General features: G+C 74.7%; 24 protein-coding genes. 6 read left to right on the top strand and 18 right to left on the bottom strand.

Annotation, left to right across the window (positions count from 1 at the left end):
- The first annotated feature begins 174 nt into the window (after positions 1–174).
- Positions 175–1,275 carry an ADP-ribosylglycohydrolase family protein gene (locus GMA12_RS01225; protein WP_156266390.1) on the top strand — a complete coding sequence of 367 codons (1,101 nt, stop codon included), beginning with the start codon at positions 175–177 and terminating at the stop codon, positions 1,273–1,275.
- Here GMA12_RS01225 and GMA12_RS01220 read toward each other — a convergent pair.
- The 8 genes from GMA12_RS01220 to clpS all read right to left on the bottom strand — a co-directional run bounded on the left by GMA12_RS01220 (position 1,247) and on the right by clpS (position 7,218).
- Positions 1,247–1,948: an exonuclease domain-containing protein gene (locus tag GMA12_RS01220; RefSeq protein ID WP_370829830.1), complete on the bottom strand. Its 702-nt coding sequence runs from the start codon at positions 1,946–1,948 to the stop codon at positions 1,247–1,249. The genes GMA12_RS01225 and GMA12_RS01220 overlap by 29 nt on opposite strands.
- Positions 1,949–1,970: 22 nt before the next feature.
- Complete coding sequence (locus GMA12_RS01215) at positions 1,971–2,837, bottom strand: phosphotransferase family protein (protein ID WP_156266388.1); 867 nt, start codon at positions 2,835–2,837, stop codon at positions 1,971–1,973.
- Between the two features lie 26 nt (positions 2,838–2,863).
- Positions 2,864–3,514 carry an RdgB/HAM1 family non-canonical purine NTP pyrophosphatase gene (rdgB, locus tag GMA12_RS01210; RefSeq protein ID WP_162459317.1) on the bottom strand — a complete coding sequence of 217 codons (651 nt, stop codon included), beginning with the start codon at positions 3,512–3,514 and terminating at the stop codon, positions 2,864–2,866.
- Positions 3,507–4,292 carry a ribonuclease PH gene (gene rph / locus GMA12_RS01205; protein WP_156266386.1) on the bottom strand — a complete coding sequence of 262 codons (786 nt, stop codon included), beginning with the start codon at positions 4,290–4,292 and terminating at the stop codon, positions 3,507–3,509. Before rph ends, rdgB begins: the two co-directional genes overlap by 8 nt.
- A 56-nt stretch (positions 4,293–4,348) precedes the next feature.
- Positions 4,349–5,176 carry an MBL fold metallo-hydrolase gene (locus tag GMA12_RS01200; RefSeq protein ID WP_156266384.1) on the bottom strand — a complete coding sequence of 276 codons (828 nt, stop codon included), beginning with the start codon at positions 5,174–5,176 and terminating at the stop codon, positions 4,349–4,351.
- Between the two features lie 58 nt (positions 5,177–5,234).
- On the bottom strand, positions 5,235–6,179 hold the full coding sequence (gene murI / locus GMA12_RS01195; protein WP_156266382.1) for a glutamate racemase: 945 nt from the start codon (positions 6,177–6,179) through the stop codon (positions 5,235–5,237).
- A gap of 139 nt (positions 6,180–6,318) precedes the next feature.
- Complete coding sequence (locus GMA12_RS01190) at positions 6,319–6,879, bottom strand: DUF2017 domain-containing protein (RefSeq protein WP_162459316.1); 561 nt, start codon at positions 6,877–6,879, stop codon at positions 6,319–6,321.
- Positions 6,880–7,218 (bottom strand): ATP-dependent Clp protease adapter ClpS, encoded by a 339-nt coding sequence (gene clpS, locus GMA12_RS01185; RefSeq protein WP_156266380.1) that lies wholly within the window; start codon positions 7,216–7,218, stop codon positions 6,880–6,882. It lies immediately after the preceding gene.
- A gap of 55 nt (positions 7,219–7,273) precedes the next feature.
- On the opposite strand from clpS, the gene GMA12_RS01180 reads away from it, so the two are divergent.
- Positions 7,274–8,623: a nicotinate phosphoribosyltransferase gene (locus GMA12_RS01180; RefSeq protein WP_370829821.1), complete on the top strand. Its 1,350-nt coding sequence runs from the start codon at positions 7,274–7,276 to the stop codon at positions 8,621–8,623.
- Positions 8,624–8,699: 76 nt separating this feature from the next.
- The gene (locus tag GMA12_RS01175; protein ID WP_156266378.1) at positions 8,700–9,311 is read left to right on the top strand and encodes an isochorismatase family protein; all 612 of its coding nucleotides are present in this window, start codon (positions 8,700–8,702) and stop codon (positions 9,309–9,311) included.
- Positions 9,312–9,392: 81 nt separating this feature from the next.
- Here the strand turns inward: GMA12_RS01175 and GMA12_RS01170 are convergent, their stop codons facing one another.
- From GMA12_RS01170 to GMA12_RS01150, 5 genes are all read right to left on the bottom strand, one after another.
- Positions 9,393–11,195, bottom strand: a complete 1,803-nt coding sequence (locus tag GMA12_RS01170; RefSeq protein ID WP_162459315.1) for a DEAD/DEAH box helicase — start codon at positions 11,193–11,195, stop codon at positions 9,393–9,395.
- Positions 11,196–11,319: 124 nt separating this feature from the next.
- Positions 11,320–11,658, bottom strand: a complete 339-nt coding sequence (locus GMA12_RS01165; RefSeq protein ID WP_156266376.1) for a DUF3039 domain-containing protein — start codon at positions 11,656–11,658, stop codon at positions 11,320–11,322.
- A gap of 51 nt (positions 11,659–11,709) precedes the next feature.
- A complete protein-coding gene (locus GMA12_RS01160; RefSeq protein WP_206064617.1) occupies positions 11,710–13,362 on the bottom strand; it encodes a hypothetical protein in 1,653 nt (550 codons plus the stop codon).
- Positions 13,344–14,195, bottom strand: coding sequence for an ABC transporter ATP-binding protein (locus GMA12_RS01155; protein ID WP_156266374.1), 852 nt, complete (start codon positions 14,193–14,195; stop codon positions 13,344–13,346). Before GMA12_RS01155 ends, GMA12_RS01160 begins: the two co-directional genes overlap by 19 nt.
- Positions 14,196–14,426: 231 nt before the next feature.
- Positions 14,427–15,386 carry a tetratricopeptide repeat protein gene (locus GMA12_RS01150; RefSeq protein ID WP_162459314.1) on the bottom strand — a complete coding sequence of 320 codons (960 nt, stop codon included), beginning with the start codon at positions 15,384–15,386 and terminating at the stop codon, positions 14,427–14,429.
- A 224-nt stretch (positions 15,387–15,610) separates the two neighbouring features.
- On the opposite strand from GMA12_RS01150, the gene GMA12_RS01145 reads away from it, so the two are divergent.
- Complete coding sequence (locus tag GMA12_RS01145; RefSeq protein ID WP_156266372.1) at positions 15,611–16,840, top strand: AI-2E family transporter; 1,230 nt, start codon at positions 15,611–15,613, stop codon at positions 16,838–16,840.
- Between the two features lie 46 nt (positions 16,841–16,886).
- Here the strand turns inward: GMA12_RS01145 and GMA12_RS01140 are convergent, their stop codons facing one another.
- Positions 16,887–17,231 (bottom strand): Rv1322 family protein, encoded by a 345-nt coding sequence (locus tag GMA12_RS01140; RefSeq protein ID WP_162459313.1) that lies wholly within the window; start codon positions 17,229–17,231, stop codon positions 16,887–16,889.
- A 63-nt stretch (positions 17,232–17,294) separates the two neighbouring features.
- Between GMA12_RS01140 and nucS the strand changes: the two genes are divergently transcribed.
- Together nucS and GMA12_RS01130 are read left to right on the top strand one after the other, a co-directional pair.
- The gene (gene nucS / locus GMA12_RS01135) at positions 17,295–17,990 is read left to right on the top strand and encodes an endonuclease NucS (protein ID WP_162459312.1); all 696 of its coding nucleotides are present in this window, start codon (positions 17,295–17,297) and stop codon (positions 17,988–17,990) included.
- Between the two features lie 278 nt (positions 17,991–18,268).
- Entirely contained in the window at positions 18,269–18,472 is a 204-nt protein-coding gene (locus tag GMA12_RS01130) for a cold-shock protein (RefSeq protein ID WP_017833253.1), read from the top strand.
- A 78-nt stretch (positions 18,473–18,550) separates the two neighbouring features.
- On the opposite strand, the gene murA is transcribed toward GMA12_RS01130, so the two are convergent.
- The 4 genes from murA to GMA12_RS01110 all read right to left on the bottom strand — a co-directional run bounded on the left by murA (position 18,551) and on the right by GMA12_RS01110 (position 22,663).
- The gene (murA, locus tag GMA12_RS01125) at positions 18,551–19,828 is read right to left on the bottom strand and encodes a UDP-N-acetylglucosamine 1-carboxyvinyltransferase (protein ID WP_156266370.1); all 1,278 of its coding nucleotides are present in this window, start codon (positions 19,826–19,828) and stop codon (positions 18,551–18,553) included.
- Between the two features lie 127 nt (positions 19,829–19,955).
- Positions 19,956–20,228 (bottom strand): F0F1 ATP synthase subunit epsilon, encoded by a 273-nt coding sequence (locus GMA12_RS01120; RefSeq protein ID WP_062734757.1) that lies wholly within the window; start codon positions 20,226–20,228, stop codon positions 19,956–19,958.
- A 2-nt stretch (positions 20,229–20,230) separates the two neighbouring features.
- A complete protein-coding gene (gene atpD / locus GMA12_RS01115; protein ID WP_062734758.1) occupies positions 20,231–21,697 on the bottom strand; it encodes a F0F1 ATP synthase subunit beta in 1,467 nt (488 codons plus the stop codon).
- A 54-nt stretch (positions 21,698–21,751) separates the two neighbouring features.
- Positions 21,752–22,663, bottom strand: a complete 912-nt coding sequence (locus tag GMA12_RS01110; protein WP_062734759.1) for a F0F1 ATP synthase subunit gamma — start codon at positions 22,661–22,663, stop codon at positions 21,752–21,754.
- Positions 22,664–22,688: the final 25 nt, after the last annotated feature.

The following is a 22,688-nucleotide window of genomic DNA, read 5'->3' as shown; positions in this document are numbered from 1 at the left end:
GTTCTCCTGGGGGGTCGGGTCGACACGGACGGGGCGCCGTGGCGGTCGGGGCGGCGGACGCCCGTGCCATGGAACCACAGGCCACCTGAAAGAGCGGTGAGACACCGCCGCGCGGCCCCGGACCGCACTGCGGGACGGCACGGCCCGGCGGCACGGCCCGACTACACTGACCGCATGCCTGGACCCCTCCTCCGCCCCGACGCCGGCCACGATCCCGCCCGCCCCGAGTACGCCGACTCCGTGCGCGCCGCCCTGCTGGGCGGGGCCCTGGGGGACGCGATCGGCTACCGGGCCGGTGCGGACGCCGAGCAGACCGGTGCTGACGGCGGCGCCGAGCAGCTGCTGATCTCCGACGACACGCAGCTGACCCTCTACACGCTGGACGCCCTCCTGGAGGTCGTGGAGTGGGCCAACGACGGTCAGCCCGCCGACGAGACCGCCTGCCTGTGGCTGGCCTACCTGCGCTGGCTGCGCACCCAGGGGGTGCCCCACCCGGCGGAGGCGCCGCGTCCCCTGCCGCGCCGGCTCGACGAGCACGAGGTCCTGCACGCCGTCCGGAACCCGGCCCGCACGGTGCTGGAGGCCCTGCGGAGCGGGCGGATGGGCGAGGTGGAGCGCCCGCTGCTGCCGGAGGCCGAGGACGCCGCGGCCGTGCTGCGCTCCGCCCCCTTCGGCCTGCTGCCCCACGTGGGGTGGCGCACGCTCGCGCCGCTGGCGATCAACGGCGCGGCCCTCACGCACGGGCACCCCGAGGCGCAGACCGCCGCGGCGGTCTACGGCTTCACCGTCCACGCCGCCGTCCGGGCCCGCCGGGAGGGGACGGCACGGCCGGTCGCCGCCGCCGTCGCGGCCGCCCGCGAGACCGCCGCGCACCTCACCCGCCCGGTCGCCGAGACCCTCGCCCGGCTCGACGACGCCGTGCGCGCCGCCGGCGCCGAGGACCCCGGGGCGCTGACCGACGGGCGCCCCGGGGTCCCCGGCACGGCATCGACGGCGCCCGTGGTCCTGGCGGCGGGGCTCTGGGCGGCCCTCCGCGCCGAGGCCGAGGACCCGGCAGCCGCGGAGCCGCGGTCGGTGTTCCGCCGCGCGGTGGGGCTGGGCACGGCCTCCGGCGCCGCCCCGGAGGGCACCGGGTCGATCGCCGGCGCCGTCACGGCCGCTGCGCTCGGCACGGCCGCCCTGCCCCCCGAGTGGCTGGCCCTGCTGGACGCCCGGGACGCGGTGGCCGATGCGGCCGAGCGCTGGCTCAGGGAAGTCGGGGCGCCAGGCGCCTGACGCTCAGGCCGCAGCCGGCGAGCAGCGCCCCGACCGTGCCCGCCCCGGAGCGCCGGACGAGGTCCACCACGATCCCGGCGCAGGCCCGGGCGTCCTCGAGGGCGTCGTGGTGGCGCTCCAGGGGGACGCCGGCCGCCTCTGCGGCCCGCGGCAGCGCGTAGGACGGCAGGTCGTAGCCGCGCCGGGCCAGCGCCAGGCTGCACGCGTACGCCAGCGGGGCGTGCCGGGTGCCCGTCTCCGCGCAGGCCGCCCGGATCACGCCCATGTCGAAGGCCGCGTTGTGCGCCACGACCAGCTCGTCGGCGTCGTCGGCGAGGATCCAGTCCTCGATCCGGGGCCACAGCTCGTCGAAGACCGGGTGGTCGGCGACGGTGCGCTCGGTGATCCCGTGGATGCGGACGTTGCCGGGGTCGAAGGCCGCCCGCGTGCGCGGGGGCCGCATGTACGCGGAGCGCTCCTCCACCACCACCCCGCCGCGGACCCGGACCAGCCCCACCGCGCACGGCGAGCCGATGAAGCGGTTGGCGGTCTCGAAGTCGATCGCGGTGAAGTCGAGGGAGGACGGGGCCGCCGAGGGCCCGGCGCTGGTCGTCCCGCGCGTCGGCCGGAGAGCCGCGGCGGGGGACGGTGCGGGGGTGACGATGTCGGTGTCGGGGGAAGCGGGGAACGGCACCGGAACAGCCTACTGCCCCGGCTCAGGCGTGGACGCCGCGCAGGTGGGTCTCGATCCACTCGTCCGCCCGGGCGATGGCCTGGTTGACCTGGGCGGTGTCGAGCTCGTGGTGCATGGCGTACGCGACCGCCTGCAGCGGGAAGGTGCGGGCGTGCAGCCGGGCCCGCTCGTAGACCGGCTCGGACACGGCGGCCCGCAGCACGTCCCAGCCGTACCACAGCCCGAGGGACGCGGCGTCGTGCGCGGGGTCGTAGAGACAGGCGTGGTCCCAGTCGATGATGCCGGTGAGCTCCTCCCCGTCCCAGAGCATGTTGTGCCCCATCAGGTCCCCGTGCACCAGGGAGGGGGTCACGGTGGGCAGCGCCGCGAGCTCGGCCACGGCCTGCAGGGCCGCCTCCTGGTTGCGGGGCAGCAGCCGCGGGATGACCTCGTCGAGGAGCACGTGCCGGCGGCGGTGCCCGCCCCAGTGCTGGCCGGGCCGGTCCAGGTACGGGGCGAAGCCGGAGGCGTCGACCTCCGCGAGCTCGGTCAGCACCCGGTGCAGCACGGCCGGGTCACCGTGCCCGGGCGGGTGCGGCAGCCCGGGGAGCCAGGTCAGCCCCACCCCGGTGTAGCCGTTCGCGACCACCACGCCCGTCAGCGGCCGCGGGATCGCGAAGGAGAAGCGGGGCAGCCGGCGCAGGACCTCCGTGCGCCGCTCCACCTGCTCGCAGACGGTGGGGTTCTTGGCGATCCGCACCGAGATGACGTGGCCCACGTTCACCACCACGTGCGCGGAGCCGCCGGCGTGGACCTCCCACTCGCTGCGCGCCACGCGCATGCCCGCCTCGGCCAGGACGGCCTCGACGGCGCCGGCGAAGGGAAGGTGCTGGAGCGACGACCAGGGCATGGGCTGTCTTCTCGGTCCGGGCGGGCTCAGCCGGGGACGGTGCCGGAGTCCGCGCCGAGCGCGGCCAGGAGGTGCGGGAGCAGGGCGGTCATGGCCCGGCCCCGGTGGCTGACGGCGTTCTTCTCCGCGCGGGTGAGCTGGGCCACGGAGCGGTCGGAGCCCTCGGGCAGCAGGACGGGGTCGTAGCCGAAGCCGCCCTCCCCCACGGGCTCCCGCAGCAGCGTGCCGCGCAGCGTCCCGGTCTCCACGTGCTCCCGCCCGTCGGGGGTCGCGAGGGCCGCGGCGCACACGAACTCGGCGCCGCGGTGGGCGTCGGGGATGTCGGCGAGCTGGTCGAGCAGCAGCCGCAGGTTCGCGGCGTCGTCGCCGTGCCGGCCGGACCACCGCGCCGAGAAGATCCCGGGGGCGCCGTGGAGGACGTCCACGGCCAGCCCGGAGTCGTCGGCCACGGCGATCAGTCCCGTGGCGGCGGCCGCGGAGCGGGCCTTGAGCAGGGCGTTGGCCGCGAAGGTGGTGCCGTCCTCGACGACGTCGGGGGCGCCCGCGGCGGCGGCGTCCACCACGAGCCGCTGCACGTCCGCCCCGGGCAGCGCGGCCGCGATCATCTCCCGCAGCTCGGTCAGCTTGCCGGCGTTGTGGGTGGCCAGCACCACGCGGGCGCCGTCGTGCTCAGGCACCGTCGCCCTCCCGCAGCGTCTCCACCTGGATCTGGGTCAGCTGGGCGCAGCCGGCGAGCGCGAGGTCCAGCAGGGCGTCGAGCTCGGCGCGGTCGAACGGTGCGCCCTCGGCGGTGCCCTGCACCTCCACGAAGTCGCCGGAGCCGGTGACGACCACGTTCATGTCGGTCTCGGCGCGCACGTCCTCCACGTAGGGGAGGTCCAGCATCGGCACCCCGTCGATGATCCCGACGGACACGGCGGCGACGGTGTCGGTCAGCGGCTGGGCGCGCCGGGCGATCAGCCCCTCGGCGCGGGCCCAGTTCACCGCCTCGGCCAGTGCCACGTAGGCGCCGGTGATCGCGGCCGTGCGGGTGCCGCCGTCGGCCTGGAGGACGTCGCAGTCGAGGACCACGGTGTTCTCCCCCAGGGCGGAGAGGTCGATCACCGAGCGCAGGGACCGGCCGATGAGCCGGGAGATCTCGTGGGTGCGCCCGCCGATCTTGCCCTTGACGGACTCCCGGGCGGAGCGGGTGGAGGTGGCGCGCGGGAGCATGGCGTACTCGGCGGTCACCCAGCCGCGCCCCTCCCCCTTCAGCCAGCGCGGGACGCCCTCCGTGACGGAGGCGGTGCACAGCACCCGGGTGCTGCCGAACTCGATGAGCGCGGAGCCCTCCGCCTGCTGGGACCAGCCGCGGGTGATGGTGATGGGCCGCAGCTCGTCGGGCGAGCGGCCGTCCGCCCGGGTCGCCCCCGGGGTCGAGGAGGCCTGCGCGGTCGTGTCGACGGGGGTTTCCATGGGCCCCACCTTACTCCTCGGTCCGGGCCGGGAGGTCCCGTCCGGGGCGCCGGGGGTCACGGGCCGACGGCGGCGGCGGGGCGGCCGCTGCTGTGCCGGACGATGCGGTAGGTGTAGGCCGGCTCGGCCAGGCCGATGGGCCCGTCGAAGACCTCCTCGGCCTCCTCGACGGCCCGCGTCGGCGAGTTCCAGACGGGCAGGTGGGTCAGCAGCAGCTTGCGCGCGCCGGCGTCCCGGGCCGCCTCGCCGGCGCGCCGGCCGGTGAGGTGGATGCCGCGCAGGGCGTCGTCGCGGCCCTCGTGGTAGGCGGCCTCGCACAGGAACACGTCGGCGTCGTGGGCGGCGCGCACGAGGCCTGCGCAGGCGTCGGTGTCCCCGGAGTAGGTCAGCGTGCTGGGCCCCATCACCCCGTCGTAGTCCAGGCGCAGGGCGTAGGGCTCGGGGATGGGGTGCTCCACCAGGTAGGGCGTGACCGTGAACGGCCCGATCCGCACGGGCTGCTCGGGCACCCAGGAGTGGAACTCGAACTCCCCGTGCATGCCCGGGTCGAGCGGCAGGCCGTGGGTGCCGCTGAGGTAGTCGTGGATCCCGGTGGGCCCCCACAGCGGGATCCGGGCCCCGCCCCAGCCCCGCGGGTCCCACTTGACGGCCACGTGCAGCCCGGCGAGGTCGATGCAGTGGTCCGGGTGCAGGTGGCTGACCAGCACGGCGTCGATGTCGTGCAGGTCCAGGTGCCGCTGGAGCACGCCCAGGGCGCCGTTGCCCATGTCCAGCAGGATCCGCCAGACCCGGCCGGCGGCGTCCTCGCCGCTGACCAGGTAGCAGGAGGCCGGGGAGTCCGGACCCGCGAAGGATCCGGTGCATCCGATGATGGTGAGTTTCATGGGCGAGGGCCTTCCAGGGGAACCGGTGGGACGGCGGCCGCACCGGCCGCGGGGCTGCTCAGGGAGCGGACGAGCCGGCGCCCCCGATCATCTCCGGGGTGATCCGGGCGAGCGAGCCCGTGGGGAACTGCTCCGCCACGGAGCTGGTGTGCCGCACGCGCGCCACCTCCGGGCCCAGGAAGCGCCGGGCGAGGACCTCGAAGGACGCCGCGTCCCCGGTGGCGAGGAACTCGTGCCGGGCCGACCCGCCCGGCGCCCCCGGCTCGCGCTCGAGCCCGTGGCTGACGAGCGCCCGGTAGACGTCCTGGGCGGTCTCCTCCGCGCTGGAGACCAGGGTCACGGTGTCGCCCATGACGTAGGAGATCACGCCGGTGAGCAGCGGGTAGTGGGTGCAGCCCAGGACCAGGGTGTCCACGCCCGCGTCCTTGAGCGGGCCGAGATAGCCCTGCGCCGTCGCGAGCAGCCCGGGGCCGGTGGTGACCCCGGCCTCCACGTAGTCGACGAACGCCGGGCAGGCCACCGAGTCGATCCGCAGGTGCGGGGCGGCGGCGAAGGTGTCGTCGTAGGCGCGCGAGCCCACCGTGGCCTCGGTGCCGATCACGCCGATCCGGCCGTTGCGCGTCGAGGCCACCGCGCGGCGCACCGCCGGCTGGATCACCTCGACCACCGGGATGCCGTAGACCCGGGTGTAGCGCTCGCGGGCGTCGCGCAGCACCGCGGCCGAGGCCGTGTTGCAGGCGATCACCAGCAGCTTCACCCCGGAGTCGACGAGCTCGTCCATGATCCGCAGGGCGTGCGCCCGCACCTCGGCGATCGGCAGGGGCCCGTAGGGCCCGTGCGCGGTGTCGCCCACGTAGACGATTTCCTCGTGCGGCAGCTGGTCGATGATGGCGCGGGCCACGGTGAGCCCGCCCACCCCGGAGTCGAACACGCCGATGGGTGAACCGGGATTGGGGCCGCGCGCGGCCCGGCCGCCGGACCCGAAGACGTCGTCATCCTGCATATCGTCAAGAGCGTAGTCCCGGGCGTGCCGCCGCCCCAAACCCCACGGCGGCGGCGGCCGTGTGATCACGGTCACCCGCCACCCCTCCCCGGGGGCTGCCGCATGCCCCGTCCCCGGTCAGCCGCCGGTCAGCCCCGGGTCAGTGACGCGGCAGCTCGTGCAGCAGCGCCTCCATGAGGGTCTCCTGCAGCCACGAGACGAAGTTGTACAGCAGCGACATGTACGCCTCGACGTCCTCGATCGTGGACCAGTCGTCGTAGCGGCCGACCCGCTCGGCGTCCTCCTGGCTGCGGATTCCCAGCCGGTCGGCCAGCACCAGCCGGACGTCGTTGAGCGCCTGCCCGAAGGCCTGGGCCTGCTCGGGGTCCAGGCGCACGGGCTGGGCCTCCAGGGCCAGGGCGGCCTGCTTGAGCGCGCCCATCTTGGTCTCGCGCAGCCCCCGCTCCGTGTACCGGCGGAACTCCGCGGCCCGCTCCGGGTCGGGGCTGGCGTCGGGCAGCAGCCGCCGCAGCGCGGAGTCCTCCGGGGCGGAGGCGTCCGCGGACACCCCGAGCATCCGCTCCAGCGGGTCCTGCGCGGCCGGCTGCTCCGGGGCCAGGGTCTGCGCCACGTCCGCGAAGAGCTTTTGCAGCAGCTCCTTCTCCGCGTCCTCGAACCGCGCGGTGATGCCCTTGCGGGTCGACCGGAATCCCTGTGCCACTCAGCGCTCCCCCGCCTGCTCGAAGGTGGCCCACAGCCCGAAGCCGTGCATGGCCGCCGTGTGGGTCTCGGCCTCCTCCAGGGAGCCGCTGGCCACCACGGAGCGCCCGTGGTGGTGGACCTCCAGCATCAGGGCCCGCGCCTTGTCCTCCGGGTAGCCGAAGTAGGAGCGGAACACGTACGTCACGTAGCTCATGAGGTTGACCGGGTCGTCCCAGACGACCACGTTCCAGGGGCGCTCGGTCGCCGGGGACACCGACGTCTCCCCGGTGGTCCGGGTGCCGGTCTCCGGGGAAACGGTGGCCGCGGCGCGGACGGCGGCGGGGAGGGTGCAGTGCATGGTCCGTCCATCGTAGCGAGTCCCGGAGGCCGGGTGCACCGGCGGCCTCGCTAGAGTGGTGCCCGTGAACCAGCGCAGCCACCCGTGGACCCCGCCGCCCACGTCCCTGATGACCGACCACTACGAGCTGACCATGCTGCAGGCGGCCCTGCACGCGGGCACCGCGCACCGGCGCAGCGTGTTCGAGGTGTTCGCCCGGCGCCTGCCGGCCGGGCGCCGCTACGGCGTGGTGGCCGGCACCGGCCGGCTGCTGGAGGGCCTCGAGAGCTTCTGCTTCGACGACGAGCAGCTGAGCTTCCTCGCCGGCACCGGCGTGGTGAACCGCTCCACCCTGGACTACCTGGCCGGCTTCCGGTTCACGGGCTCCATCTCCGGCTACGCCGAGGGCGAGGCCTACTTCCCCTCCTCGCCGCTGCTCGTGGTGGAGGCGACGTTCGCGGAGGCATGCGTCCTGGAGACGTACTTCCTGTCCGTGCTCAACTACGACAGCGCCGTGGCCTCGGCCGCCTCCCGCATGGTGGGCGCGGCGGCGGGGCGCCCGTGCATCGAGATGGGCTCGCGCCGGGCCCACGAGGAGGCCGCCGTGGCGGCGGCGCGCGCCGCGGTGATCGGCGGCTTCGACTCGACGTCCAACCTCGAGGCCGGCCACCGCTACGGGCTCCGGACCGTGGGCACGGCCGCGCACTCCTTCACCCTCCTGCACGACAGCGAGGAGGACGCCTTCCGCGCCCAGCTGGAGTCGATGGGCCGCGGCACCACGCTGCTGGTGGACACCTACGACGTGGAGGCGGCCGTGCGCAAGGCCGTGCAGCTCGCCGGGCCCGAGCTGGGCGGGGTGCGCCTGGACTCCGGGGACCTCGTCACCCAGGCCTCGTGGGTCCGCGGCCTGCTCGACGAGCTCGGCAACCCGGACACCCGGATCACCGTCACCTCCGACCTCGACGAGTACGCGATCGCCGCCCTCAACGCCGCCCCGGTCGACGCGTTCGGCGTGGGCACCCGCGTGGTCACCGGCTCCGGCGCCCCGACCTCCTCGATGGTCTACAAGCTCGTGGCCCGGGAGGACTCCTCCGGGACGCTGCAGCCCGTGGCCAAGGCCGCCGTGGGCAAGGCCTCCCTCGGCGGGCGCAAGTACGCGCTGCGCCGCCGCGACGAGCGGGGCACCGCCACCCACGAGGTGGTCGGGATCGGCCGGTCCCCGCTCGACGACGGCGACGACCGGTCCCTGCTCGAGGACTTCGTCCGCGACGGGCAGCTGCTCGACGGCTGGACCGGGCCGGCCGGCGTGGAGCGGGCGCGGGCCCGGCACACCGCCTCGATGGCCGAGCTCCCCCGATCCGCCCGGCGGCTGAGCGAGGGCGACCCCGTGATCCCCACCGTCGTCGAGCCGGGGGCCACCGCCTGAGCCCCCGTCCCCACCGATCCGCACCGACCCGGCCCGGGCCCATCCCCCCGAGCCGGCCGACCAGAGGAGGAGCACCATGAGGACCGCACTGATCGTCGTCGACGTCCAGAACGACTTCTGCGAGGGCGGGGCGCTCCCCGTGACCGGCGGCGCCGAGGTGGCCGCCGCCGTGTCGGAGCACCTCGAGGACCACCACGGGGAGTACGCCGCCGTGGCCGCGACCCAGGACTGGCACATCGACCCCGGGGCGCACTTCTCCGACGAGCCCGACTACGTGCACTCCTGGCCCGTGCACTGCGTGGCCGACTCGGCCGGCGCGCACTCGCACCCGGACCTGGACACCGACTGGATCCAGGCGTGGTTCCGCAAGGGCGAGCACGACGCCGCCTACTCCGGCTTCGAGGGCCTGCTCGCCCCGGACGCGGACGTGCCGATGGGCGACGACGAGGACGTGGACGACGAGCCCGACGTCAGCCTGGACGACTGGCTGCGCGAGCACGAGATCGAGGCCGTGGACATCGTCGGCCTGGCCACCGACCACTGCGTGCGGGCCACCGCCCTGGACGCCGTCGAGGCCGGCTACGACACCCGGGTGCTGGTCGGGCTCACCGCCGGCGTCGCCGAGGAGTCCACCGCCCGCGCCCTGCAGGAGATGGCCGACGCGGGCGTCGAGCTCATCCGCCCCTGATCTTCTCCGCGAGGTTGCGGCTGCCGGCGGCCCGGGCCGCCCCGGCGGCCGGCAGCCGCAGCCTCGCGGGGATGGGGTGGGTCACTTGCGGCCGATGAACCAGTCCTGGAGCTTCTTCACGCGGGCCTGCAGCTGCTCCTCGTTGGCCTGCGCCACCGGCGGGCCGCCGCAGACGCGGCGCAGCTCGTTGTGCACCATCCCGTGCGGGGTGCCCGTGCGCGAGGCCCAGGCCGAGACGTTCTTGGACAGGGTCGAGCGCAGCTCCTTGAGCCGCCGGTGGTCGGGCACCGCCGGCGGCTCCGGGGCCCGGGCCGTGCCCGAGCGCCGGCGGGCGTGCTGGGACTGCCGCTCCCGCAGCAGCGCCGAGACCTGGTCCGCCTCGAGCAGCCCGGGAATGCCCAGGAAGTCGGCCTCCTCCTCGGAGCCCACGGCCACGCCGCCGCCGAACGCGCCGCCGTCGAAGAGCACGCCGTGGAAGGACGCGTCGGAGCCGATGGCCTCGAAGCGGCCCTGCGCGAGGGTCGAGGACGCCTTCTCCTCGCGGTTGGCCTCCTCGAGCAGGTCGTCGTCCCAGCCCTCCTCCATCGGGTCGGCGGGCAGGCCGGTCTCCGCGGCCGCCGGCTTGTCGAGGGCGTGGTCCCGCTCGGCCTCCATCTCGTTGGCCAGCTGCATCAGCGCGGGCACGGACGGCAGGAACACGGACGCGGTCTCCCCGCGCTTGCGGGCGCGCACGAAGCGGCCGACGGCCTGGGCGAAGAACAGCGGGGTGGAGGTGGACGTCGCGTAGACGCCCACGGCCAGGCGCGGGACGTCCACGCCCTCCGAGACCATGCGCACCGCGACCATCCAGCGGCTGTCCCCGGCGGAGAACTCGTCGATCCGGTCCGAGGCGCCCTTGTCGTCGGAGAGCACCACGGTGGGGTTCTCCCCGGTGATCCGGCGCAGCTGCGCGGCGTAGGCCTTGGCGTCCTGGTGGTCGGTCGCGATGACCAGCGCCCCGGCGTCGGGCACGGTGCGCCGCACCTCGGTGAGCCGCTGGTCGGCGGCCTGCAGCACCGAGGGGATCCACTGCCCCTGGGGGTCCAGCGCGGTGCGCCAGGCCTGCGAGGTGATGTCCTTGGTGAAGCCCTCGCCGAGCTCCGCGGCCATCTCCTCGCCCGCGCTCGTGCGCCAGCGCATCTGCCCCGAGTAGGCGAGGAAGATCACCGGGCGCACCACGTGGTCCTTCAGGGCGTCCCCGTAGCCGTAGGTGTAGTCGGCGCTGGAGCGGCGGATGCCGTCCCCGTCCTCCACGTAGCGCACGAAGGGGATCGGGGCGGTGTCCGAGCGGAACGGGGTGCCGGTCAGCGCGAGCCGGCGCACGGCCGGGTCGAAGGCCTCCTGCAGTCCGTCGCCCCAGGTCAGCGAGTCCCCGGCGTGGTGGATCTCGTCCATGATCACCAGGGTGCGGCCGGCCTCGGTGCGCGCGCGGTGGAGCAGCGGCTTCATGGCCACCTGCGAGTACGTCACCGCGGCGCCCAGGTAGTCCCGGCCGTGGGAGCCGTCCGAGTTCTTGAAGTTCGGGTCGATCGCCAGCCCCACGCGGGCGGCGGCGTCCGCCCACTGCCGCTTGAGGTGGTCGGTGGGGGTCACCACCGTGATGCGGTTGACCGCGCCCCGGTCGAAGAGCTCCTTGGCCACCCGCAGCGCGAAGGTCGTCTTGCCGGCCCCGGGGGTCGCCACGGCCATGAAGTCCTGGGGCTGGGCCTCGAAGTAGCGCTGCAGCGCCTCCGCCTGCCAGGCGCGCAGCTTGGGGGCCGTCCCCCACGCGGCGCGGTCCGGATAGGCCGGGGGGAGATCGGCGGCAGCGGCGCCGAACAAGGACAGCTGGTCGTCCTGGGACACGGGGGCGACGTCCTTTCGCTCGTGGTGCCGCGGCCCAGCACGGGCGCGGCGGGTGGGAGGGGCGCGGCGGCGGGCCACGCAAAAGCGCCCGCCGGCGGCGGGCGCTTCGTCGGCAGGGCCGTGCTCAGCCCTGGTCGTCGCCGCTGTCGTTGCTCGGGCGCAGGCCCTCGTAGATCTCCTTGCAGGTGGGGCACACGGGGAACCGTTGCGGGTCCCGCCCCGGCACCCAGACCTTGCCGCACAGCGCGATCACGGGCTCGCCGGAGAGGGCGGATTCCATGATCTTCTCCTTGCGCACGTAGTGCGCGAAGCGCTCGTGGTCACCGGGCTCCTGGAGCTCCCGGGTCTCCTCGCGCTCGATGGTCGTGGTGCCGCCCGCCGGCTGCGCCGGATCGGTGCCGTAGGGGCTGTCGTCCAGCCCGCTGGTCGGGGTGCCGGGAGTGGAGGCTGGGAAGGAGTGCATGGGCGCCAGTTTACCCCGTCGCCGTCGCCGGGCGTGCGCCCCGGCGACGGCTCAGCGGAACCGGGAGACCTCCTGGAGCAGCTCCGGGGCCCGCCGGTCGTACCAGCGCCCGCCCACGACCACGCCGAGCCCGCACAGCAGCGGGCCCAGTACCAGCCCGACGGCCAGCGCCGCCCAGCCCCACCCGGCGCTCCCGCCGGCCGCGTGCACGAGCAGGGGCACGGCCGCGGGCAGCGTGAGGACGAGCATGAGGGCCAGGGCCACGAACTGCACGAGCACGTTGAGCACCGTGAACCCCTCCGGCGTCTTCAGCGGGGAGGAGCCCGGTGGGGCCACCGGGTAGGTGTAGCGGGCCGACATCACCGAGGCCAGGCCGCACCCGCCGAGCAGCGCCAGCACCGTGGCGCCCAGCAGCCCCGGCAGCAGGTGCCAGCGGCCCTCCACCGCCAGGGGCAGCAGCACGCCGAGGGCCGCGAGCGGCGCCGCGACCACCAGCAGCGCGAGCACCCGCCCCGCGCGGTCGTGCACGCCCCGCAGCCCCGTAAGCAGGTGCAGGTGGACGGCGGTGTTGTCCGAGGAGACGTCGGCGGAGATCGTGTAGGCCATCAGCACGGCCACCATGGGGCCCAGGGCGTGGAACAGGACGTTGGGCCCGCCGGGGTCGCGGACCAGCCACAGCAGCACGGCGATCGCGGGGACGACGAGCAGGCCCGCCGAGTAGCGCGGGTCCCGGACCCAGTAGATCAGGCAGCGGGCCGCGACGGCGGCCCAGGGGCGGGGCGGCAGCCGGTCGAGGAGCCCGGCGCCCTCGCTCCCGCCGGCCGCCGCGGTCCGTTCCCCGGCGGTGCTGGTGAGGGCCCGCTGCTGGGCGACCCGCCAGACCAGCACGAGGGCGAGCACGGTCAGCACGGCCACGGCCAGCCGCGCGGCGGCCGCGGCCCAGCGGCCCCCGGCGACGTCGGCGGGCAGGGCCCAGACGGCGCCCAGCGGTGTCCAGGCCAGGGCCCCGGTGTACTCCGGGAGCCGCTCCCACACGAGCTCCAGCCCGCTGACCACCCCGGCGAACAGGGGGCCGAGGAAGACCAGGCCCACGAGCGCGACCACCGACAGCAGCTCGGTGAGCCGGCGCCGGCGGCTCAGCCCGATCGCGAGCGCCGTGACGCAGCGGGAGCCGGTGAACAGCAGCGCGAGGGCCAGGGGCAGACAGACGATCGCGGTGAGCACGGCCGCCGCCGAGGACCGCCAGGCGAGCACCGACCCGGCCAGCGCGAGCCCCGTCAGCGCGCCGGGGACCCCGACGAGCGCGCCGAGGGCCTGCCCCCACTGGACCTGGCCGACCGTCAGCGGGTACAGGGCCAGCCGGGCCGGGTCGAGGGTCGCGTCGGCGCGGGAGGCGAGGACGGGCACCAGCCACCAGGCCAGGGTCGCCGCGGACCCGGCCAGGACCAGCACGGTGCGCACGAGGGAGAGCTCCTCACGGCCGAGCAGGTACAGCCCCACGAGCGAGGTGACCAGCAGGAACAGGAAGTAGGCCGCGCCCACGACGGTGCCCACGAGCACCCAGGTGCTGCGGGTGAGGGTGTTGAGCAGGATCCGCGCCTTGAGGGCCACGAGGTGGCGGACCGCCGGCACCGCACCGGCGCGGCCGGGCACGGGCCCGTGAGGGGCGGGCGCGAGGCCGGGGCTCACTCCGGGCGCAGCCACGAGAGCTCCTCCCCCGTCTCGCGGCGGCCGCCGACGAGCTCCACGAACCGGTCCTCCAGGGATGCCCCCGCCCGCACCTCGTCGACCGTGCCGGCGGCGAGCACCCGGCCGCGGTCCATGACCGCCACGTGGTCGCACATCCGCTGCACCAGGTCCATGACGTGGCTGGAGACCACCACGGTGCCGCCCGCGGCCACGAAGCCGTGCAGGATCCGGCGGATGTTGGCCGCCGAGACGGGGTCCACCGACTCGAACGGCTCGTCGAGCACGAGCAGGCTCGGGGCGTGGATGAGGGCGCCCGCCAGGGCGATCTTCTTGGTCATGCCCGCGGAGTAGTCCTGCACCTGCGTGCCGGCGTCGCCGAGCAGGTCCATGGCCCGCAGGAGGTCCTCGGCGCGCTCGGCCACGACCTCGCGGTCCATCCCGCGCAGCAGGCCCGAGTAGGTCACCAGCTGCCGGCCCGTGAGCCGGTCGAACAGGTGCACGCCGTCGGGCAGCACGCCCATCAGCTGCTTCGCCCGCCGGGGCTCGGCCCACACGTCCACCCCGGCGACCCGGACCGCCCCCGCCGTGGGGCGCAGCAGACCGGTGGCCATGGACAGCATGGTGGTCTTGCCGGCGCCGTTGCGGCCGACGAGGCCGAAGAAGGACCCCCGCGGCACGTCGAGGTCGACCCGGTCCACGGCGACCTTGGCGTCCGGAGTGCCCGGCCGGCCGAAGACCCGGACCAGGCCGCGCACGCTCAGCGCGGGCTGCCCGCCGGGCGCCGGGGTGGATCGGTCCGGTGCCGCGGACGGGACCGGGGCGGGGGGCAGGGGCGGCTGGTGGCTCATGCCACCAGCCTAGGCAGGCGGGGTCCGGGCCGCCTCCGGCGCACGACGGATCCCGCCGGCCCGCTCCGGGGCCGCGGGCTCCCCCGGGCGGCGGAGCCCGGCCCCGGAGCTGGCCCGGGGTCCGGCCCCGGAACCGGGCAGCGGAGCCCGGCCCCACGATCCGGCCGTGCGGCCCGGCCCCGCCGTCCGGCGGCGGGGCCGGGCCTCAGCACCGGGCGGCGGAGTCCGGCCTCAGAAGAGGGCGCGCATCAGGGCGCCACGGGCGGTGACCACCCGGGGGTCCTCGGCGCCCACCACGTCGAAGAGCTCCAGCAGGCGCCGGCGGACGGTGTCGCGGTCCTCCCCCGCGGTGCGGCGCACGAGCTCCAGCAGCCGCCGGAAGGCGTCCTCGACGTGCCCGCCCGAGACGTCGAGGTCGGCGACCGCCAGCTGCGCCGCGACGTCGTCCGGGGCGGCGGCGGCCTCGGCGCGCACCGTGGCGGCGTCCAGCGGCAGCACCCGCTGGAGCAGGTGGACCTGGGCGAGGGCGAGCTTGGCGTCCCGGTCCCCCGGGTTCTCGGCGATGGCCCTGCGATACGCGGCCTCGGCGGCGTCGAGGTCCCCCGCCTCGAGGGCGTCCGCCGCCTCCTGGTGCAGCGGGGGCAGGGGCTCGGGCTCGTTGGCGCGCACGGGCTCCACGGTGCCGGAGATCCCGTTCTGCTCGGCCAGGCCCAGCAGCTCGTCCAGGAGCTGGCCCGCCTGCTCGGCCGGGACGGTGGAGTTGAACAGCGGGACGGGGCGCCCGCCCAGCAGGGCCACGACGGTCGGCACGGACTGCGCCTGGAACATCTGCGCGATCTCCGGGGACGCCTCGGCGTCCACGGAGGCCAGCAGCATCCGGCCGCGGTAGCGGTCGACGACCTGCTCGAGGGTGTCGGCGAAGGCCACCGACTGCTGGCTGAAGCGCGCCCACAGGACGAAGACGACCGGGACCTGCGTGGACAGCTGGGCGACCTCCTGGAAATCTGCCGTGCTCACCTCGCGGCGGTAGCCCCCGGCGGCGGCCTCCCCGGTCTGCCCCGCGGGCGCGGCGGCCGGTGCGGGCGCGGCCCCCAGGTCCACGGCCCCCCGCACGGAGGCCGGCAGGGCGGGCTCGGGCTGCGGGGCGGACTCCGCGACGCTGCGCGGCTGCTGGTGCGGGAACTCGTTCACAAGCGTCTCCTGGGGAACTCGGCGGTGGAACCGGCCGGTCCGGTGGGGGCCGGGCGGGTCCGGGGCGGCGGCGCGGCGGGCGCCGCGGGTCTACCGTCGATTATCGACGGCCGACCGCGGCTCGGCCACCGGCGCGGGCCGGTGTACGCTTCCGGCGTGACCGGGGCCCGGCCGGACGACGGCGCGAACGGGCCCACGGCGCCCCCGACCGCACTGGAGCAGCCATGACGCCACCCGAGCCCGGGCCCGCGCAGGAGGCCGGGCAGCCCCGCCCGGAGCCGGCCCGCGCGCGCCGCGCCGGGGCCGTGGACCGCTTCCTGCGCCCCCTGCCCGGGGCGCGGCCGCGCCGCCGCTTCGAGGTGCCGCCCGAGCGCGGCGAGCGCCCGGCGCGGCCGCCGCAGCCGCCGGGGCTGCTGCGCCCCGTGCAGACCGGGTTCCTGCTGACGGTCGGGGTGGGCCTGGCGCTGCTCGGCTGGTGGGTGCTGGCGAACGTCGGGCCGCTGGTCGGCTGGGTCGTCACGGCCACGTTCCTCGCCCTCGGACTCGAGCCCCTCGTGCGGTGGCTCGAGGCGCGGTCGGTGCCGCGGCCGGGGGCGGTGGCCCTCGTGGTGCTGGGCCTGGCCGGGGCGCTGGCCGCACTGATCGCCCTCGTGGTCCCCCGGATCGTGGCCGAGGCCGCCCAGCTGGCCGAGCGGGCGCCCCGGCTCGTCGACGGGCTCCTCGCCTCGCGCAGCTTCGCGGAGCTGGACGCCCGGTTCCGGATCCGCGACTCCACCGAGCAGTGGCTGCAGGGCCTGGGCGGGCGGATCGGGGCGGACAGCGAGCTGCTGGGCGGGCTCTTCGGCGGGGTCGTGGGTCTGGGCTCGGTGGTGCTCAACGCCGTGGCGGGGACCCTGATCGTGCTCGCCCTGACCCTCTACTTCCTGGCCTCCCTGCCGCTGATGACGCAGTGGGCCTACCGGCTCGCCCCGGCCTCCCGCCGCGCCCGGGTCCAGGAGCTCGGCGACCGGATGCTGCGCGGGGTCGGCAACTACGTGGTGGGCCAGACGTGCGTGGCCCTGCTCAACGCCGCGGTGGCGCTGGGCCTGATGCTGCTCACCGGGGTGCCGTTCGCGGCGCTGCTGTCCCTGGTCGTGGCGCTGCTCGCCTTCGTCCCCCTGGTGGGCGGGGTGCTGGCCGGGATCCTCGTCTCGCTCGTGGCGGTGACCGCGGGCTGGGGGACGGCCGTGCCCTACGCGATCGGCTACTTCGCCTACCTGCAGGTGGAGGCCTACTTCGTCTCGCCGCGGATCATGCGCCGGGCCGTGGCCGTGCCGGGGGCCATCGCGGTCATCGCCGTGGCCGCCGGCGGGGCGTTGTGGGGCGTGCTCGGCGCGCTCATCGCCATCCCCACGGCCGCGGCGGGCCTCATCCTCGTGCGGGAGGTGTTCGTCCCGCGCCAGGACGACCGCTGAGGCCCGTGGGCAGCGCTCGGCTGGGCGGTGCTGGGCTGGGCGGTGCTCAGCGGCGGGTCCGCCAGCAGCGCTCGTGCCAGTGCCGCCGGTCCTCGAAGGCGCTCCGTGCCCCCAGGAGGGAGTCCTGCTGCCAGACGACGAGGTGGGCGACCCCCGGGGGGATGGACCGGCCGCACCCGGGGCAGACGTAGGTCTTCACGGCGTTGGCCGGACGGACGTGGCGGACCATCCAGTCGCCGTCCGGGGCGCGCTCCACCGTGGGCGCCGGCTCCAGGACCCGCTCCACCGACCAGGGCTCCCGCGCCGCGGCGCGCTGCCACTTGCTGGCGCGGGCGCCGGCGGCCGGGCCGCCGGCCCGGCGGCCTCGCGAGGAGTGGTTGGAGCGGGGCACGGCGTCATCCTCTCACACGGCCCCCGGCGCGGGGCGGCCCCGGGGTTGGTTAGGCTGGTGCCCGTGCGTCTCGTCATTGCCGATTGCTCCGTCGACTACGAAGGGCGTCTGCGCGCCCACCTGCCCGCCGCCCGCCGTCTGCTCCTCGTGAAGGCCGACGGCTCCGTGCTCGTGCACTCGGACGGGGGCAGCTACAAGCCCCTGAACTGGATGAGCCCGCCGGCCCGGCTGCACGTGGCCGAGCCCGAGGCCGAGCTCGCCGCCGAGGGCGTCGTGCAGACGTGGACGGTGCAGGCGGCCAAGAGCGACGACCGCCTGGTCATCCAGCTCTTCGAGATCCACGAGGACGTCTCGCACGAGCTGGGCGTGGACCCCGGTCTGGTGAAGGACGGGGTCGAGGCCGACCTGCAGCGCCTGCTCGCCGAGCAGATCCACCTGCTGGGGGCCGGGCACACGCTCGTGCGGCGGGAGTACCCGACCGCGATCGGGCCGGTGGACATCCTCGCCCGCGACGCGGCGGGGGCGACCGTGGCGGTGGAGCTCAAGCGCCGCGGGGACATCGACGGCGTGGAGCAGCTCACCCGCTACCTGGAGCTGCTCAACCGCGACCCCCTGCTGGCGCCCGTGCGCGGGGTGTACGCCGCGCAGCTGATCAGGCCCCAGGCCCGGGTGCTGGCCGAGGACCGCGGCATCGCCTGCCTCACCCTCGACTACGACGGCATGCGCGGGGTGGACGACAGCGACGCGCGGCTGTTCTGAGCCCGGCGTCCCGTCACGCGGTCAGCGAACACCGCCGCGGCGCGGATGATCAGCAGGCGAACAACGTTGACCACCCCCGGGGGATGTGTGAAGCTGAACATGTTCTTCGTTCCATGTTTTGCATGCTCGCAGAACGGGTAAGCGAGCGTGACGTTCGACCCGGATCCCGACTCCGGCCCCGCGGGGCCGGCACGACGGTCCTCGGCTCATCTCGTCCTACCGCCCTCCCGTGCACGACCTGTGCACACGTTTCGCACCATCTCGCAAGGAGAGATTTCATGGCCCAGGGCACCGTCAAGTGGTTCAACGCCGAGAAGGGCTTCGGCTTCATCACCCCCGACGACTCCGACTCGGACGTCTTCGTCCACTACTCCGAGATCCAGTCGGGCGGCTTCCGCACCCTCGAGGAGAACCAGCGCGTCGAGTTCGAGATCGGCCAGGGCCAGAAGGGCCCGCAGGCGACCGGCGTCACGCTCATCTGATCCGCTTCCCGCGCACCGGCTGAGCAGGAGCCCCGCACCCCTCCCGGGTGCGGGGCTCCTCCGTTCCCGGCCGGAGGCTCAGGACGCGGCGCCGGCCAGGTGCCGCTCCACCGCGGCCCCGGCCGCCGCCAGCTGCTCCACGAAGTGCTCGTAGCCGCGGTCGACGTGCTCCACGCCGTGCACGTCGGTGGTGCCCACCGCGGCCATGCCGGCGATCACCAGGGCCGCGCCCGCCCGGATGTCCTTCGCCTCCACGGGCGCCCCGGAGAGCACGGGCATCCCGGCGACGAGGGCGTGGTGGCCGTCGAGCCGCACGCTGGCCCCCAGCCGCTCCAACTCCGCGGTGAAGCCCCAGCGGGCCTCGAAGACGTTCTCGGTGACCATGCCCGAGCCCTCGGCGACCGCGTTGAGCGCGACCACGAACGGCTGCAGGTCGGTGGGGAACCCCGGGTACGGCAGGGTGGAGACGTTGATCGCCCGGGGCCGCTGCGGACCGGCCACCACCAGGGCGCCGTCGTGCGCGTCCACGCGGCACCCGGCCGCGCGCAGCTTGTCGAGCACCACGGTCAGGTGGGCCGGTTCCGCGCCCTCGATCCGCACGGTCCCCCCGGTCACGGCCGCGGCGAAGGCCCACGTGCCGGCGACGATCCGGTCCGGCACCGTCCGGTGCTCCACCGGGTCCAGGGAGGCGACCCCGGTCACCGTCACGGTGCTCGTGCCCAGGCCGTCGATCCGGGCGCCCATGCCCTGCAGCATCCGCCCGATGTCGACGATCTCCGGCTCCCGCGCGGCGTTGTCGATCACGGTGGTGCCCTCGGCCAGCGTCGCGGCCATCATGAGGTTCTCGGTGGCCCCCACCGAGGGGTAGTCCAGCCGGAAGGGCGTCCCGCGCAGGGCCTGCGGGACGGAGGCCACCAGGTAGCCGCGCTCGATCTGCAGCACCGCCCCCATCGCCTCGAGCCCCGCCCGGTGCATGTCCAGGCCGCGGGCGCCGATCGCGTCGCCGCCGGGCAGGGCGACCTCGGCGACCCGGCAGCGGGCGACCAGCGGGCCCAGCACGGAGATCGACGCGCGCATGGCCCGGACCAGGTCGTAGTCCGCCTGGTGGTGCAGCACGGCCGGGACGTCGATCCGCACCGTCTTCGCGACCCGGTCGTAGGTCACCGCGCAGCCCAGGCGGCGCAGCAGCTCCGCCATGATGGTCACGTCGTGGATCTCCGGCACGTTGGTGATCGTGGACTCGCCCTCGGCCAGCAGCGCCGCGGCCATCAGCTTCAGGACGCTGTTCTTCGCCCCGGAGACGTGCAGCGTGCCCCCGACCGCGGTCGGTCCGTGCACGACGATCTTCTCTTCCATCCACTCTCCTGGGCGGTCTCGGCCGGGTGCCCACCGGGTCCCGGGTACGGCCGCGGCCTCCGCACCGGTGGTGCGGAGGCCGCGACTGTGCGTGCTGAGCGGGGCGACGGCCCCGCGGCCGGGCGGATCAGGCGGCGGCGCTGGTGAGCTCCACGTTGTCCGCCACGATGGTGACCCGGTCGTTGTCGACGAACACGAACCCGGAGTCGATGGTGCCCTCGACGCGCGCGCCGTCCACCGGGTCGAGCGCGAAGTCACCGGGCCGGAGCAGGCCGGCCACGGCCTCGTGCCCGGGCAGGATCCCGATGTCGCCCTCGGAGGTGCGCACGCGCACCATCCGGGCCGTGCCGGTCCACTCCGAGCGCTCGAGGGAGACGATTTCGACGATCATCTCGGCCATGACTACTTGCCGCCGGTCCGGGTCTTGATCTCGTCCCACTTCTGCATGACGTCGTCCAGGCCGCCGACGTTGTAGAACGCCTGCTCCGGGACGTGGTCGAACTCGCCCTCGGTGATCTTCCCGAACGCCTCGATGGTCTCGGCGAGCGGGACCGTGGAGCCCTCCACGCCGGTGAACTGCTTGGCGGTGTAGGTGTTCTGGGAGAGGAACTGCTCGATCCGGCGGGCGCGGGCGACGACGACCTTCTGCTCCTCCGAGAGCTCCTCCACGCCGAGGATCGCGATGATGTCCTGCAGCTCCTTGTTCTCCTGCAGGATCGCCCGGACGCGGATCGCGACGTCGTAGTGCTCCTGGCCCACGATCTGCGGGTCGAGGATGCGCGAGGTCGACGCCAGCGGGTCGATCGCCGGGTACAGGCCGCGGGAGGCGATGTCGCGGGAGAGCTCCGTGGTCGCGTCCAGGTGGGCGAACGTCGTGGCCGGGGCCGGGTCGGTGTAGTCGTCGGCGGGCACGTAGATCGCCTGCATCGAGGTGATCGAGTGGCCGCGGGTGGAGGTGATGCGCTCCTGCAGCACACCCATCTCGTCCGCCAGCGTGGGCTGGTAGCCCACGGCGGAGGGGATGCGGCCCAGCAGGGTGGACACCTCGGAGCCCGCCTGGGTGAAGCGGAAGATGTTGTCCACGAACAGCAGCACGTCCTGGTTCTGCACGTCGCGGAAGTACTCCGCCATGGTCAGGCCGGTCAGGGCCACGCGCAGGCGCGTTCCCGGCGGCTCGTCCATCTGCCCGAACACGAGGGCGGTGTCCTTGAGGACGCCCGCCTCCTCCATCTCGACCCAGAGGTCGTTGCCCTCACGGGTGCGCTCGCCCACGCCGGCGAACACCGAGGTGCCCCCGAAGTTGCGGGCCACACGGGTGATCATCTCCTGGATGAGCACGGTCTTGCCCACGCCGGCGCCGCCGAACAGGCCGATCTTCCCGCCCTTGATGTAGGGGGTGAGGAGGTCGATCGACTTGATGCCGGTCTCCATCATCTCCGTGGAGCCCTCGAGCTCCGCGAAGGACGGGGCCTTGCGGTGGATCGGCCAGCGCTCGGTGATCTCCAGGGAGGAGGTCTCGACGTCGAGGGCGTCGCCCAGCACGTTGAAGATGTGGCCCTTGACCACGTCGCCCACGGGCACGGAGATCGGCCCGCCGGAGTCCTTGACCTCGGTGCCGCGCACCAGGCCGTCGGTCTGCTGCAGGGAGATCGCCCGGACCATGTTCTCGCCCAGGTGCTGGGCCGTCTCGAACGTGATCGTGCGCGTCTCGCCGTTGAGCTCGTACTGGGCGGTCAGCGCGTTGTAGATCTCCGGAACGGCGTGCTCCGGGAACTCGACGTCGACGACCGGCCCGATGACCCGGGCGATGCGGCCCGTGGCGCCGCCCGAGACCGGCTGCCCGGCCTGTTCGCTGATGGTGGCAGTCATTTCTCTCACTTCACTTGTTCGTGGTGGTCAGTTGCTGGATCGCCGGGCGGCCCGTCACAGGGCTTCGGCGCCGCTCACGATCTCGGTGAGCTCGGTGGTGATCTCGGCCTGGCGGGCGTTGTTCATCAGGCGCGTGTACTTCTTGATCAGCTCGTCGGCGTTGTCGCCGGCGGCCTTCATCGCCTTCTGCCGGGCCGCGAGCTCGCTCGTGGCCGCGTGCGAGAGGCTCGCGTACAGGCGGGCGTCGATGTAGCGCGGCAGCACCGCGTCGAGGAACTCCTCGGGGTTCGGCTCGAACTCGAAGGTGCTGTCCGGCTCCTCCAGCTCGTCGAACTCGCGGGCGACCTCGTCGGTCAGGGCGTTGGCGTCCACGACCTCCAGCGGCAGCAGGCGCAGCACCCGGGGCTCCTGGGTGACCATCGACTGGAAGGACGTGTAGACCAGGTGGATCTCGTCCACCCCGCCGTCCTCGTACGCGGTCTCCAGGTCCTCGATCAGCACCTCGCGCAGCTCCCGCGCCCGCTCCGGGCGGGCGTTGTCGGTGTCGCCCGTCCAGTTGCGCTCGTACGGGCGGCTGCGGAAGTCGAAGTAGGCCTGGGCCTTGCGGCCGATCAGGTAGACCTTGGTCTCCTTGCCCTGCCCGTGCAGCAGCTCCAGCAGGCCCTCGGCCTCCTTGAGCACGTTGGACGAGTAGGATCCGGCCAGACCGCGGTCCGAGGTCATGATCACCACGGCGGCCCGGCGCACCTCGTCGGGCCGCGTGGTGAGGACATGGGAGACGTTGTGCTGGGTGGCGACCTGTGAGACCGCCCGGGTCAGCGCGTTCGCGTACGGACGCGCCGCGAGCAGACCCTGTCGGGACTTGTTGATGCGCGAGGTCGCGATCATCTCCATGGCCTTGAAGATCTTCTTCATGGACTTGGTCGACGCGATCTTGTTCCGGTAGACCCGAATCTGCGCTCCCATGTGACTTCCTTTCGTCACCGTGTCC

Source organism: Kocuria sediminis, from assembly GCF_009735315.1.
Lineage (GTDB): Bacteria > Actinomycetota > Actinomycetes > Actinomycetales > Micrococcaceae > Kocuria > Kocuria turfanensis.
Note: the sequence above shows the minus strand (reverse complement) of the source record. Positions and strands in the feature narration are given on the sequence as shown.

Coding starts and splice junctions, on each gene's coding strand:
- GMA12_RS01225 (WP_156266390.1), top strand. CDS start 175: ATGCCTGGACCCCTCCTCCGCCCCGACGCCGGCCACGATCCCGCCCGC.
- GMA12_RS01215 (WP_156266388.1), bottom strand. CDS start 2,837: ATGCCCTGGTCGTCGCTCCAGCACCTTCCCTTCGCCGGCGCCGTCGAG.
- rph (WP_156266386.1), bottom strand. CDS start 4,292: ATGGAAACCCCCGTCGACACGACCGCGCAGGCCTCCTCGACCCCGGGG.
- GMA12_RS01200 (WP_156266384.1), bottom strand. CDS start 5,176: ATGAAACTCACCATCATCGGATGCACCGGATCCTTCGCGGGTCCGGAC.
- murI (WP_156266382.1), bottom strand. CDS start 6,179: ATGCAGGATGACGACGTCTTCGGGTCCGGCGGCCGGGCCGCGCGCGGC.
- clpS (WP_156266380.1), bottom strand. CDS start 7,218: ATGCACTGCACCCTCCCCGCCGCCGTCCGCGCCGCGGCCACCGTTTCC.
- GMA12_RS01175 (WP_156266378.1), top strand. CDS start 8,700: ATGAGGACCGCACTGATCGTCGTCGACGTCCAGAACGACTTCTGCGAG.
- GMA12_RS01165 (WP_156266376.1), bottom strand. CDS start 11,658: ATGCACTCCTTCCCAGCCTCCACTCCCGGCACCCCGACCAGCGGGCTG.
- GMA12_RS01155 (WP_156266374.1), bottom strand. CDS start 14,195: ATGAGCCACCAGCCGCCCCTGCCCCCCGCCCCGGTCCCGTCCGCGGCA.
- GMA12_RS01145 (WP_156266372.1), top strand. CDS start 15,611: ATGACGCCACCCGAGCCCGGGCCCGCGCAGGAGGCCGGGCAGCCCCGC.
- GMA12_RS01130 (WP_017833253.1), top strand. CDS start 18,269: ATGGCCCAGGGCACCGTCAAGTGGTTCAACGCCGAGAAGGGCTTCGGC.
- murA (WP_156266370.1), bottom strand. CDS start 19,828: ATGGAAGAGAAGATCGTCGTGCACGGACCGACCGCGGTCGGGGGCACG.
- GMA12_RS01120 (WP_062734757.1), bottom strand. CDS start 20,228: ATGGCCGAGATGATCGTCGAAATCGTCTCCCTCGAGCGCTCGGAGTGG.
- atpD (WP_062734758.1), bottom strand. CDS start 21,697: ATGACTGCCACCATCAGCGAACAGGCCGGGCAGCCGGTCTCGGGCGGC.
- GMA12_RS01110 (WP_062734759.1), bottom strand. CDS start 22,663: ATGGGAGCGCAGATTCGGGTCTACCGGAACAAGATCGCGTCGACCAAG.